13 protein-coding genes and 1 riboswitch are annotated in these 14,056 nt (G+C 31.6%); of the genes, 3 read left to right on the top strand and 10 right to left on the bottom strand.

From position 1 onward, the window contains the following. The first annotated feature begins 306 nt into the window (after window positions 1–306). A complete protein-coding gene (locus IO99_RS12065; RefSeq protein WP_035133863.1) occupies window positions 307–1,734 on the top strand; it encodes an alanine/glycine:cation symporter family protein in 1,428 nt (475 codons plus the stop codon). Between the two features lie 150 nt (window positions 1,735–1,884). On the opposite strand, the gene IO99_RS12070 is transcribed toward IO99_RS12065, so the two are convergent. Both IO99_RS12070 and IO99_RS19085 read right to left on the bottom strand, forming a co-directional pair. After that, a complete protein-coding gene (locus IO99_RS12070) occupies window positions 1,885–2,451 on the bottom strand; it encodes a folate family ECF transporter S component (RefSeq protein ID WP_035133778.1) in 567 nt (188 codons plus the stop codon). A 57-nt stretch (window positions 2,452–2,508) separates the two neighbouring features. Then, window positions 2,509–2,604: riboswitch (THF riboswitch) on the bottom strand. A gap of 132 nt (window positions 2,605–2,736) precedes the next feature. Then, complete coding sequence (locus IO99_RS19085; protein WP_156964350.1) at window positions 2,737–2,880, bottom strand: hypothetical protein; 144 nt, start codon at window positions 2,878–2,880, stop codon at window positions 2,737–2,739. A gap of 196 nt (window positions 2,881–3,076) precedes the next feature. Here IO99_RS19085 and IO99_RS12075 point away from each other — a divergent pair, with 196 nt between their 5' ends. Beyond that, complete coding sequence (locus IO99_RS12075; protein ID WP_035133780.1) at window positions 3,077–4,003, top strand: hypothetical protein; 927 nt, start codon at window positions 3,077–3,079, stop codon at window positions 4,001–4,003. Window positions 4,004–4,188: 185 nt separating this feature from the next. Here the strand turns inward: IO99_RS12075 and IO99_RS12080 are convergent, their stop codons facing one another. Beyond that, entirely contained in the window at window positions 4,189–5,043 is an 855-nt protein-coding gene (locus IO99_RS12080; protein ID WP_035133782.1) for a DegV family protein, read from the bottom strand. Window positions 5,044–5,162: 119 nt separating this feature from the next. After that, the gene (pdxR, locus tag IO99_RS12085) at window positions 5,163–6,551 is read right to left on the bottom strand and encodes a MocR-like pyridoxine biosynthesis transcription factor PdxR (protein WP_035133784.1); all 1,389 of its coding nucleotides are present in this window, start codon (window positions 6,549–6,551) and stop codon (window positions 5,163–5,165) included. A 204-nt stretch (window positions 6,552–6,755) separates the two neighbouring features. Between pdxR and IO99_RS18460 the strand changes: the two genes are divergently transcribed. After that, entirely contained in the window at window positions 6,756–7,529 is a 774-nt protein-coding gene (locus tag IO99_RS18460; RefSeq protein ID WP_051824085.1) for an ECF transporter S component, read from the top strand. A 135-nt stretch (window positions 7,530–7,664) separates the two neighbouring features. Here IO99_RS18460 and IO99_RS12100 read toward each other — a convergent pair whose 3' ends face one another. The 6 genes from IO99_RS12100 to IO99_RS12125 all read right to left on the bottom strand — a co-directional run bounded on the left by IO99_RS12100 (window position 7,665) and on the right by IO99_RS12125 (window position 13,604). Beyond that, window positions 7,665–7,856, bottom strand: coding sequence for a hypothetical protein (locus tag IO99_RS12100; protein ID WP_035133786.1), 192 nt, complete (start codon window positions 7,854–7,856; stop codon window positions 7,665–7,667). Window positions 7,857–7,884: 28 nt separating this feature from the next. Next, a complete protein-coding gene (locus tag IO99_RS12105; protein ID WP_051824088.1) occupies window positions 7,885–8,874 on the bottom strand; it encodes an ABC transporter ATP-binding protein in 990 nt (329 codons plus the stop codon). Then, complete coding sequence (locus tag IO99_RS12110; RefSeq protein ID WP_035133788.1) at window positions 8,852–9,874, bottom strand: ABC transporter ATP-binding protein; 1,023 nt, start codon at window positions 9,872–9,874, stop codon at window positions 8,852–8,854. The genes IO99_RS12105 and IO99_RS12110 overlap by 23 nt, the downstream gene beginning before the upstream one ends. A 9-nt stretch (window positions 9,875–9,883) precedes the next feature. Then, complete coding sequence (opp4C, locus tag IO99_RS12115; protein ID WP_035133790.1) at window positions 9,884–10,801, bottom strand: oligopeptide ABC transporter permease; 918 nt, start codon at window positions 10,799–10,801, stop codon at window positions 9,884–9,886. A 14-nt stretch (window positions 10,802–10,815) separates the two neighbouring features. Then, on the bottom strand, window positions 10,816–11,799 hold the full coding sequence (locus IO99_RS12120) for an ABC transporter permease (RefSeq protein WP_035133792.1): 984 nt from the start codon (window positions 11,797–11,799) through the stop codon (window positions 10,816–10,818). 77 nt (window positions 11,800–11,876) lie between these two features. Then, complete coding sequence (locus IO99_RS12125; RefSeq protein WP_051824090.1) at window positions 11,877–13,604, bottom strand: ABC transporter substrate-binding protein; 1,728 nt, start codon at window positions 13,602–13,604, stop codon at window positions 11,877–11,879. Window positions 13,605–14,056: the final 452 nt, after the last annotated feature.

The following is a 14,056-nucleotide window of genomic DNA, read 5'->3' on the forward strand; positions in this document are numbered from 1 at the left end:
TTTTGTATTTTAAGAATTATTGTAATTTTTCATAAACAGAGTTCTTTGCTTCAGAGGGAGTTTTTACTCCCTCTGAAGGTTACTAACAGAATTCTTAGTATCAGTATTTTCGATACTTAGAATTCGTTGTCCTTTAGGGGAAATCGTTATCCAGGGTCGTAGCCGCTCTTTACTCCCACTTTGAAGAAGATGGGAGTATTAGAGCGGGTAGTCATCGGATAAACTTTTATAATTAAATAAAAAAATTAGATAAGGAGATGAGTTATGGATTTTTTAATTTCTACAAAAGATGTATTAATTAATTTTATGAATTTTTTAACTGACAAGGTTAACATTATTAACACCTTTATGTGGTCTTACGTACTTATTGTTTTACTTATTGGAGTAGGAATCTACTTCTCTTTTAGAACAAAGTTTGTTCAATTTAGATTTTTTAAAGAAATGTTTAGACTTTTAATGCCTAATGATCAAGAAAATAAAGATGGAGTTTCATCCTTCCAAGCCTTTTGTATAAGTACAGCTTCTAGAGTTGGTACTGGTAATATTGCAGGTGTTGCAATGGCTGTGGCAGCTGGTGGTCCTGGTTCAGTATTTTGGATGTGGCTCATTGCCTTAATTGGAGGTGCTTCAAGCTTTGTAGAAAGTACCCTTGCTCAAATTTATAAAACAAAAGATAAGGATGGAAACTTTTTAGGGGGACCTGCCTACTACATTGAAAGAGGGCTAGGTAAGCGCTGGCTTGGTGCAATTTTTGCCATCTTAACTACTTTATGCTTTGGATTAGTATTTAATGCAGCTCAATCTAATACAACAACTTTAGCATTTACAAATGCCTTTGGTATTAACCCTGTAATAATGGGTCTACTTTTATCAGTTTTAACAGCCCTAGTAATCTTTGGTGGGGTTAAGAGAATTGCAAAGGTTTCAGAGGTTATAGTTCCAATCTTTGCAACTGCTTATATTTTAGTTGCAATTATAGTTATAGTGCTTAACTTCAAAACTATTCCTAGTATATTTGCGTTAATATTTGAAAACGCTTTTGGTATAAAACAATTTGCAGCCGGTGGCCTTGGATTCACAATAATGCAAGGTATTAAAAGAGGACTGTTCTCTAATGAAGCCGGTATGGGTAGCGCACCTAATGCAGCAGCTACAGCAACAGTTTCTCACCCTGTAAAGCAAGGCCTTACTCAAACCCTAGGTGTTTTTACTGATACAATAGTAATCTGTTCATGTACAGCCTTCATTGTGTTAATTTCCGATAATTATGCAGGCACTACTTTAACGGGTATTGAACTTACTCAAAGTGCACTTAGTTCACAAATTGGAGTCGTTATTGGAACTTATTTCTTGGCTATATGTACTTTCTTGTTTGCTTTTAGCTCTATAGTAGGTAACTATTACTACGGACAAACTAACATTGAGTTCATAAGTAATAATAAAGGGATACTTAATATATTCAGATCCTTTGTCGTTCTTACTGTATTTATTGGTTCTCAAGCTTCTATAGACTTGGTATGGAATCTAGCAGACTTATTCATGGCTTTCATGGCAGTTATAAATCTAATAGCTATATTATTCCTTGGAAAATATGCATTTGCTGCTCTTGATGACTATTCTCGTCAGAAAAAAGCTGGCAAAGACCCTATTTTTAAGTCATCAACAATTCCAGGGCTTAAAAATACTGAGGCTTGGAATGATAACAATGATATAGCTGACGAAGAAATAGGTTAATATAAATTTAAGACTCAATTAACTGTTTAATAGTTAATTGGGTCTTTTGGTTTAAATCTAATAATTAATATGTACTTTAATTATAAAAAATTAAAACCTTGATATTCTTTTAAGGGAATTTAAAAGAATATCAAGGTACATTTCTATATGTTATTTAAAACTTGGAACTCTTCTTGTCTTTTCAGCTGTTTTTAATACACTATATAAAACTATAGTTTCTATAGGTAACAGAATAAGACTTTTAACTATACGTACTGAGTAAGCTACAAATATTCCTTTTCCATACATAATGGATAACCATATTGGTGTAAGTACTAGGTTTATTACAATCATTATTACTAATCTAGTAATAAAAATTCGCTTTATACTTACAGGCTTTTTATATAATATTAAACCTGTTATAAAACCACCTAGGAATTCATTGAAAGTAAATCCAATGAAAAACGGACCATTAGGGCGTATCATATACTTAATTACATCTGTAACTACTCCTACAAATCCAGTGGCAACAGGTCCATAAAACAAAGCACTTATTCCTACTGCAATAAAGGAAAATCCAATCTTAAGAATAGGGCTTAATTGAATAGATAATGATCCAAGAATAATGTTAATGGCTGCAATTAATGCTAGTCCAGTTAATGATGAAGTCTTTTTTAAATGTGCTGAGGACTCCTTTAATAAACTCAGCATGTCATCTTTTTTTTCTGAAAAAATCATAAAAAAACCTCCTTTTTATAATAGCTACATAAAAAAGGAGAATTCCTATTAATATGTAGCAGTGGGAATCGAAGTAAGTACCGCAAGTTTCCTTTTCGTCTGGTGACAATTCCCTGTTCACCCAGCACTTAACGCACGAACTTCTAATCTGCCTCATAATCATAGTATATCATACTTAAATTCTTTTTCACATATATTATTTAAATTATATATACAAATATACAAATATTATCCACATAAATATATAAATCTAGGGTTAACTACTAAAATTAAATAAAGTCGAGATTAACTCTCGGCACTTTTGTTCTCATAGGCTATTAAAACTATTTTACTATTTTCATCCTTTGACATACTTTGTTCAAGATCAGTTAACCTTCTTCTTTCTTCATCTGTTACATTTGCAAATTTATATTCATTGAATGATTGCATAATATCACCTCCTGTGCAGATAGTATTAGCATTTGTATAAGAAATATGTGTAACTTATTTAACATTTTCTATAATTAATCTAAGTTCTATGGATAATTTTAGCACTTTTTATAAGTATACATTTTCCTCTCTAATATTCACATTAATATGAATTCATAATATATTAACTATATATCAATAATAGGATAGATATAAAATGCCAGCTGAATTATTTACACCAATATATCTAAATCAAGATGAAATTCAAAATCTATCCTCAATACTAATTGATGGATATTTTGAAAGTATAACCATCAAGCAAATTAACGATAACACTGTTACAGGAAGATATCAACATAATAATAAAAGCCAATGCTCCAATGACTATAAAAATACCAAAGGTGATAAAGATGATAATACTGTCATAGGCAATAGCTGCTACAATTATGGTGATATTTTTAGATATTTAGAGGGTAGAAATTTTGATAGAAATGATGTAACTCTAAAAAGAGTATATGCTTCTTTTAGCTATTACAATAATTTAAGAAATAAAATGAATACCTTGGGGATTATAAAATATATTAATGATTCAAGCCCTTCAATTAATAATATTTATTCTGGAGATTACGTAGATTTAACAGGATGTTTACAAGTTAATACCATTTCTAACTGCATAGATAACTGCATATTTATATTAAGCAATTATGGAACTTCACATTTGGATAATCTATTTGATACTAAACATATCGGCCCATTAACCTATACAATGATATGTGAATTACTAAAAACCATACAGAAAGAATTAAATAAAGGAGCTACCTTTGATATAATAATTAACTGCTTAGGAGTTAATTGTGTTTTACCTATAAATTCCACATATACATCGAAACATTCTTATATATACGATGATGTCTCTTGCGATTGTTGTATACTTGGTAAAGTATCCAAGGTGGCTTACACTCCTTATGAAAGCATTGGAATGCTTAGAAAAACAGGCTTAGATTCCTACTATACAAAACTTCTCAATTCTTTCATTCCATATTTTCACTTCTTAAACAATAATGGGTTTTTAATTCCCGGGGAATTTATAACTAGTATAAATGGGCCTGCTCTCGAGATCATTCCATTAAGTATTTGCATGTAAAAGCGTCATATTACTATAAGTAGAGTTCTTACTGTTTTTATGGCATTATTAAATTTCTTAGACTTTTAGTCCTTACAAATTATTATCATTTATGATAAATATAGTAGTATTTCACGCTATAGGCACTAATTGTATAAATTTTACCAAAACAAAATCTCATGAGTTTATACCCATGAGATTTTTTATTACTTTTTCTTTATATAAAATATAGCTATGGCACCTGCCCCTGAATGTGTACCAACTGCTGTACCAATTTCATTGATAAGTATTTTATTTATGCCTAGTTCAGCTTCTATTAACTTAACTGTTTGATTTGCAGCTTCTAAATCATTTGCATGAGAAACAACTATATCATATTGAGGATCTAACTCTCTAGTATTCATTATATCTATTACATGCTTTAAAGCCTTATTCCTACCTCTTGCCTTTCCACAAGATTCAAGAGCCCCATCTTTCACTGTTATAATTGGCTTAATTCCAAGAACATGACTTACAATAGCTTTTCCTGTAGATATTCTTCCTCCCCGTTTTAACATGTCTACTGTTTCCATTACAATTAAAGTTTCTAATCTTCCTACTAAGTCATTTATTTCATCTAAAATTTTATCTACCGTATATCCTTTATCTCTCATGTCTGCTACTACAGTAACTAAATATCCAAAGCCCCCAGAAGCTACAAGTGTATCTACAACAAAAATATTTTCACTACCCTCTTCTAAATGCATCTTTGCTATATTGGCTGAGCTATTTGTACCAGATAATTTGCTAGAACAAGTAAGACAAATAACCTTATTTCCACATTCTAATTCTTTCTTAAAAAATTCTTGAAACTCATAAGGAGTAACTTGTGAAGTTTTAACTGTAGTTTCTTTATGCTTTATAGCTTCATAAAATTCATTATTTGATAAATCTACCTTATCCTTATATACATGTCCATTTAAATCAACTAACAGTGATAGAAATTCTATATTTCTCTCTCTCATAAATTCTGCAGTTAAATCTACAGAACTATCACATACTATTGTTATATTATTTTTCATGATATACCCTCCTGAATACACTTTAATAATAAAAGTGTATTCGGATTATATCATCTATTACTTCTCAATACAACAAAAACTCAAAAAAACTATGAGCATAATTATCATGTAATTTATGGCTATTTTTTCTTGAAGAATTCTCTTTTTAATAGTCTTAAAGCGTATTGGAAATTTTCTTCAGCAACTCCCGAGCAAGATAGCAATAATCTTGGATAATCATTCTCTTCTTCTGCTTCAAAGGTACGTAGTAAAACACCTACATCTGCACCTCTTTTTGCTAGTTCTTCTGAAGATAAACTACTTTTTACTTCTAGTTGTACTAAAAATCCCCCTGAACCTGGTATAGCTGTTGCTTTCTCTTCAAATACATTATTTATTGCTATACAGAGTTGTTGACTTTTTGCCATATACAACTTTCTAGCTTTCCTAATTTGTCTTCCAAGATGACCATCACTAATAAATTTACCTAAAGCAATTTGTTCAGTTTTTGATGCCGTTTGATTGTAGACTCTCCCTCTTCTTTCATATACTTCTGTTAATTCTTTAGATAGTACCATAAAACTAATTCTTAAGGACGGCATTAATAATCGTGAAAATGTTCCCATATATACTACCTTATCTCCTCCATCTAATCCTTGTAGAGACGGTACTGGACGAGTATAATATCTGAACTCACTATCATAATCATCTTCAATTATTAAGCAATCTTCCCTTTGTGCAAAGGCTAATAATGCTAATCTAATTTGTATTGGCATTACATCACCCCAGGGCGTTATATGAGAAGGTGATGTATAAATCATTTTAATTTTATCTTCCTTAAATTTAGATAAATCTCTATTAATATTCTTATAGGTTAAAGTTTTAAACCCTCTATCTTCAAATACAGCCTGTCCCTGTTCAAAACTAGCTCCTGTAAAAGATATAGGTGATCTAACTCCCGTTAAGGAACATAATATTTGTAATAAACTTTGCACACCTGCTCCAACTACTATCTGCTCAGGAGTACAAATCACTCCCCTTCTCTCAGCTACATACCTAGATAACGCTACTCTTAAATCATATTCTCCTTGTGGATCCCCATAGGATAAAAGCCTTTCTTCATTACGAAGTGCACTCTTTATGTATCTACTCCACAAATCGAAATCAAAACTCTTATAATCCACTGCATAGGTAGCAAAGTCATATAATGGTTGGCTTTGTATTATGTATTTATTATGTTGTAATTTTTCTACCTTTTGGATATCTTTATAATTTAATTCACTTACAAAAAAGCCACTTCCAGGCCGAGATGTAACATAACCTTCAGCTACTAACTGCAAATAAGCAGCTTCAACCGTTGTCCGACTTATCATTCGCTCTTTTGCACATCTACGTATAGACGGAAGCTTACTTTCAGCCTTTAGAGTTCCTGTGGAAATCAGGTTTCTATAATGATTATATAGCTGAATATATAATGGTGTATTTGGTGAATCCTTTGGGTTAATTATATCTCTTTTAACTTTATTCATAAAATTCTCCTTCAACTGTCCCTATTAAAATTATGTATTTTGTGTATTTCAACAATGACAAACCCAATGTATATTATATATAAAGACACCAAAATATTCAATTAATTCTAAAAGAAGATAATAACTTCACATTGCTTATTTTCTAAATTTGTTATTATACAAATTATTTATAATAATTTAAATTAATAGTATGGAGGTATATTAATGGAAACTAAAACACACTCTAAAATTTCTACTCGTACCATGGTTCTAATTGGACTTTTTTCTGCTTTATGCTACGTGGCATTATTTTTTAAGATACCTATTCCCTCTCCTGTAGGAAATCCATTCTTGCATATGGGAAATATGTTTGTTATATTAGCAGCATTATTGTTCACTGGTACCATTGGTGGTCTTTCTGGCTCTATAGGTATGGGCTTATTTGACTTAATGAATGGTTATGCATCAAGCGTTCCTAAAACTGTGATTTTGAAATTTGGTATTGGAGCAATTGTGGGATGTGTTGCTGCAAGAGGGAAAAATAAAAATGCAAAGTCACCTATAAAGTGGATAAGCATTGCTTCTGGAATTTTAATTCTAATTGGTATAGTACTTTTCTTTACTGCTACTTCTTTAGGTAATGAAATTGTAGTATCAGGTATTGAGAAAAAACTAGTAATTAATCCAGTATTGTATATATTTTCTCTTATTCTTGGGTTAGGCTTAGCTTTGGTATGTACTTTTGCCAAAAAATTATCTATTGAAATTCAATATGCAGTATTAGGTGCTGTAGCTGGTATAGCCTTTAACTTAGTTGGTGAATTTTTATTTGGAGTATTCAAATTGCTTCTTGTTGGAAGTGGATTTCTACCGGCAATATTAAGTTCTGCTGTGAGTTTACCTGCAACACTTATAAATGGCTCCTTCTCAATCTTTGTAGCTGTTGCCCTATATGTTCCATTATCTAAATCACTATCAAATAAAAAAGTTAATTTGTAATTTGCTAACCAATAATTTCACATATGGACTCTGGTATTTGATTATCGGGGTTCTTTTTTGTTATATAAATAACAAAAAAGTCAAGGCCTATACTAAGCCTTGACTATATTATAGAGTAGATGGGGATTATTCATACTACCTATAAAACATGATAAATATTATAAGTGCAATTACTGCAAATACAATCAATAAAACTGGGACAATCACCGATGCTGTTGCTAAAACTAGGGCTAGTAAATCATTTTTCTCTAGCTCTACTTTACCAATCATCTCGGGATTTACTTCTCTTTTCTTAAATACTACTTTATATGCCTCTTTCATCTTCATAGCATATCATCTCCTTTTATGTCCTTTACTATATCTCTCCTGCAAAATGACAAGCACAGAAGTGTCCCTTTTCTATTTCTCTAGTTTCTGGTACCTGTTCCTTACATATCTCCTTAGCAAAAGGGCATCTAGTATTAAATTTACAACCCTTAGGTAGGTTAACATTACTTGGAATTTCACCTTTTATTATACTCATATCACTTTTATAATCTGGATTTGCTACAGGTATAGCTGCTAGTAACGCTCTTGTGTATGGATGTATTGGATTATTATATAAATCTTCCTTATCTGCTAACTCTACTATAGAACCTAGATACATTACCCCAACTCTATCGCTAATATGCTTTACTACACTTAGGTCATGGGATATAAATAAATATGCCAATCCCATTTTTTCTTGTAAATCCATCATAAGATTAAGTATCTGTGATTGAATAGAAACGTCAAGAGCTGATACTGGTTCATCACATACTACAAATTTGGGTTGTAATGCTAAGGCTCTTGCTATTCCTATACGTTGTCTTTGTCCACCAGAAAACTGGTGAGGATATCTATATATATGGTATGGAGAAAGTCCACACTGTTCAACTATTTCTAATACTCTTTTATTAAGTTCTTCACCTTTCTTATATAGCTTATGCTCTACTAAAGCTTCACTAACAATTGAATGTACATTCAGTCTTGGATTTAAAGAACTATATGGATCTTGAAATATAATTTGCATATCCTGTCTTAAAGGTTTCATCTTTTTTTCATTATATTTTACAATATTTTGATCTCTATATAGAATTTCTCCTCCAGTTGGTTCATAGAGCTTTATTAATGTTCTACCTAATGTAGATTTTCCACATCCTGATTCTCCAACTAACCCTAAAGTTTCCCCTTCATATATTTCAAAGGAAACATTGTCCACAGCTTTTACACAGAGTTTCTCTCCAGTGGCAGATTTACCCTTAACCGGGAAATATTTTTTAAGATTTCTTATTTCAATAATCTTATTTCTTTCCTTTTCCATCATGGATTCCCTCCTCTTTATGATGTTTCTCATCTATTGCTTCATTATATAGGAAGCATCTTACCTGATGTTCATCTGAAATATTAGTTATAGCAGGCATCTTGCATTTACATTCAGCCTTTGCAAATTCACATCTTGGTTCAAAATAACATCCCTCAGGAAGGTGAAATGGATTTGGTACTACTCCATCTATAGAGTATAGTCTTTCCTTATCTTGATCTAGACTTGGTATTGATGCTAAAAGTCCCTTAGTATAAGGATGCTTTGGATTATCAAAAAGTTCTTTAATTGGAGCTGATTCAACCACTTTTCCAGAATACATAACAATTACATGATCCGCCATTTGAGCTATTACCCCCAAATCATGGGTAATTAGCATTATAGCTGTATTGGTTTTTTCTTTTAAATCATTCATTAGTGTTAGTATCTGAGCTTGTATTGTTACATCAAGAGCGGTAGTAGGCTCATCAGCAATTAGTAATTTTGGCCTACATGCAAGAGCCATAGCTATCATAACTCTTTGACGCATTCCACCACTTAATTGATGTGGGTAATCTCTTGCCACTTGCTCTGGCCTTGGTATTCCAACAAAAGCAAGCATATCAATAGCAATTTTTCTTGCTTCATTTTTATCTAATCCTTGGTGAAGCATTACTGCTTCCATTATCTGATCTTCTATTCTAAATACAGGATTTAAAGAAGTCATAGGCTCCTGAAATATCATAGATATATCATTTCCTCTAACTTTTCTTATATCCTTATCCTCCATAGGTACTATATCTTTACTATCAAATTTAATAGTACCATCTACAATCTTACCTGGTTTATCTATAAGCTTTAAAATAGACATTGATGTTATACTTTTACCGCAACCAGATTCTCCAACTATACCAAGAGTTTTCCCTGGTTCTACATCAAAGGAAACTCCATCTACAGCTTTTACAATACCGTTATCTGTATAAAAATATGTTTTTAAATCTCTTACTTCTAATAAATTTTCCATATATCACACCTACCTTATCTCTTTTGGATCAAAGGCATCTCTTAAGCCCTCACCAAGAAGATTTATACTAACAACGGTTAATATGATTAAAATTCCAGGCGGTATCCAAAGCCATGGATTATTTGTAAATATAAATGAGTCTCTAGCTCTTTCAATCATGTTTCCCCAGGTTGGTGTTGGTGGAATTACCCCTAATCCTAGGAAAGAAAGTCCTGCCTCTGTTAAAATTGCGCCTGCCATTCCAAGAGTAGCATTAACTATAATATATGCAAGGGTATTAGGTAAAAGATGTCTTACTATCTTAGATCTATTAGATATACCTAATGCCTTTGTAGCTACTATAAAATCTTGTTCTCTAAGGGATAAAATTTGCCCCCTAACCATTCTAGCAAGGCCTGGCCAAGATATTATGGCAAGAATAAACATAACCACATACATCTTCTGGGTACTGCTTACCCTCCACATCAACGCAAAGGACAACGTTATCATTAATGGCATAAATGGAAGAGAGCTAACTATTTCTGTGAAACGCATAAGAATGTTATCAACCCATCCACCATAGTAACCTGCAATGCCACCTATAGTAGCACCAATAAGTACAGTTATACCTGCTGTGACAACTCCAATAAACATAGATATCCTTCCACCATAAAATACTCTCATAAGTACATCTCTACCCTGTTCATCAGTTCCAAGCCAGTGCTTTGCTGATGGTGGTTTAACCTTATTAACAAGTTCAAATTCATTTAAATTATAAGGTGATATTATAGGAACTAATATTACTAGTAATACTATAATCCCAAATACTATACCACCTGTAAGAGCTATTTTATTCTTTCTAAATCGCTCCCATGCAACCCTCCATGGTCCCATAGCTTGAAGGTCTTGTTTCTTTTTTTCAGCTTTAGCCTTTTTTACTTCTAACATAATAAACTAACCTCCTATTCTACTTTTACTCTAGGATCTACCAATGCATAGGACATATCTGATACCAGATTTCCTAAAACCATTAGGACTGCATAGAATGTATTAGCTGCCATTACAACCCAAATATCTCTACCCATAACTGATGTATATAGTATATTTCCAATTCCTGGCCAAAGAAGTACTGTTTCTAATAATATTGCTCCTCCAAAGAGAGATGGAATATACATTCCTACAAGAGTTACTATTGGTATTAATGCGTTTCTAAAGGCATGACGATAAATAACTACCTTCTCCTTTAAACCTTTAGAACGTGCTGTTCTAATATAATCTTGATTAATTACTTCAATAACACTATTTCTAACATATCTTATAAGTCCAGCAAGACTTAAAATAGTTAAAATTATTACTGGTAAAATCATATGTTTAGCTACGTCTATTGCTTCAGCCATGAAGCTTTCATAACCAACAGCTGCCATTACTGGAGTTCTCATACCATTAAGTGGTATTGCTCCGTTACTCGGTACCGCTATAAAGAAAATCATAAGCAGTGCAAAGAAAAATGATGGCATTCCTACTCCAACTAAAGAAAATACAGTCCAAAAATTATCAAATACTCCATATTTCTTTACTGCAGATTTTATTCCTACTGGAATTGCAATTGCAAAGGCCAATACCATAGATACTATGTTTAATATAAATGTATTCCAAATGTAATCCCCTATAACCGCACTTACAGGCTTTCTAAATTTCAATGAAGAACCAAAATCTCCTTTTAAAGTTCTTCCTAACCAATTAAAATACTGAACAACCGGACTTTTATCTAATCCTAATTGCTCTCTAATCATTTGCTGCTGCTCCGGAGTAGTCTTAGAACCTTGTCCTAAGTATGCACTAACTGGATCTCCAGGCATTAGTTGTAATAATATAAATAGTATTATTGTTATTATTAGCATAACTGGAATTAAATTAAGTAATCTTTTGCCTAAAAACTTTAACATTTCATCACCCCTAAACTTATTTTAATAACGCCCTGCAATTTTATACAGGGCGCCAATAGCCTATATGAAATTTAAAATTATTCTTCTATATAAGCATGTCTTAATGCTTTTACCCAATCACAGAATGGGCTTGTTTCTAGGCCTTTTATTTTCTTATTATACATGTCAAAATAAGTATTTGCATATACAGGAACAATAGGTGCATCCTCATTAAGGATTTTAGCTATTTTATTATAATAAGGTTTTGCTTCTTCCTTATCTACAATACTCTTAGCTTCATCTAACAATTTATCAACTTCTGGATTACTATATCTAGCTGTATTATCTTTACCAGTACCAATATAATCTGAGTGAACTTCAGAATATAAACTATCTGGGTCTGGGGTATTTATAGATGTTGCCATGAAGTATATACTCCATTTATCTACGTTTTCATCAGAGTTATAGATAACGTAATCTAATAATGTATTAAACTCAAGATATGCTATATTAAGTTTAATTTTTAAACCTTCGCCCCAGTCTCTTTGCCACATTGGAATAAGAGTATTTAAAATATCATGATCTGGCATAGCCGCTACATTAAGCTCCATAACCTTTCCATCCTTTTCACGATATCCACTTGAACCAACCTTCCAGCCTGCTTCATCTAATAAAGACTTAGCTTTATCTAAATCAAAATCATACTGAGTCATTTCGCTAACTAATTTATCATCAATACCCCAAGAAACTTGAGAGAATGGATGGTATTGAACTGATGCAAGTACATCCCCAGTTGCCTCATCTTTATAATAACTATCTACAAATTCTTTAATGTTAAAGCCATAATATAATGCTTGACGTACTTTTTTATCTGCTGTTGGGCCTGATTCACAGTTAAATTTAGTGTAACCATATCCACTTCTATCATAACTATTGAAAGTCATGAAATCCTTAGACTTAGCTTCATTTATTTTCTCTGGCTCAATAACTCCTGGAAGTAAATCCACCTCTTGAGATGTCAACTCAACTATATCAGTAGTTTGATCAACAAATTTACATACTATATTTTCAATATAATATCCTTCACCATAATAGTTTGGATTTCTCTTTAGAGATACAAATTCCTTTTCCTGGAATTTTTCTAAAGTATATGGTCCTGAACCAATTGGTTTTGTTGTTATAGCTTCTATGGATGATGTATCTCCAACCTTCCAATTTGCACCATAATAATGTTCTGGCATGATTGACATAGTACAGTTGGCAAGATTTGTTCTTAGTGGCTCAGCAAAACTAAATTTAACTGTATACTCATCTACAGCAACTACCCCTTTGAACTCTTCAGTCTTACCCTTTGAATATTCCTTATATCCAACTAAATCCTTAACAACAGATCCATATCTACCAGTATAAGATTTATCTGATAAAAACTGATAACTAAAAACAACATCATCCGCTGTTACCTTTTCACCATCGGAGAAAGTCATATCTTTCTTCAATTTGAAGGTTATTTCCTTGGCATCGTCTGAAAATTCCCAACTTTCAGCTGCTGATGGTTGATATTCTCCATTAACATCCATTACAATAAGTTGGTCAAATACCATCTCAACTACATTAGCATCATATGCAGATGAATAATAACCTGGGTTAAAGTTACCAGACATTTCTGTTATTCCAGCAACTAAAGTACCCCCAATTTTCTTCTCTGCTTCTTCAGTTTTTGGTGTATCCTTTGATGTGTCTTCTTTTTTCTCTTTATCACCACATCCAACTAATGAAAAAGCTAAAATACTTGACAACATTAAGGCCATTAATTTTCTTTTCTTCAAAATCTATTCCCCCTTAAAATAATTAAGTTATAAATAAATACAAAGATATATTTTAAAAATATATACTTGTATAAATTCCTATCCCCATAGTTAATACAATTTAAAATTTAATTTAGCTTTTAATTGGGCTGATTATTGCATTTTTATGTCATTCATTTAATTTCATATATTGTATATTTATTGCTTTTAAATATATATATTACAGTTTTGTAAATTCATTATCCTAATAATACATATATTTTTTACTTTTGTAAATACTTTTTTAGAAATTTTCAGAATTTTCTTTATATTATTTAGGATTTAAAAATATTCGGTATTCTAATATTTCGTTAAATACAATACTTTCATAATATTATATATATGGAATTTACATACATTATTTTCACCTTCGTAAAAAAATAGGAGACTGTTTTTTAAAACAATCTCCACCTTTACATATTATTCATATATTT

The sequence above is a fragment of the Clostridium sulfidigenes genome (assembly GCF_000732635.1).
Classification (GTDB): domain Bacteria; phylum Bacillota; class Clostridia; order Clostridiales; family Clostridiaceae; genus Clostridium_J; species Clostridium_J sulfidigenes.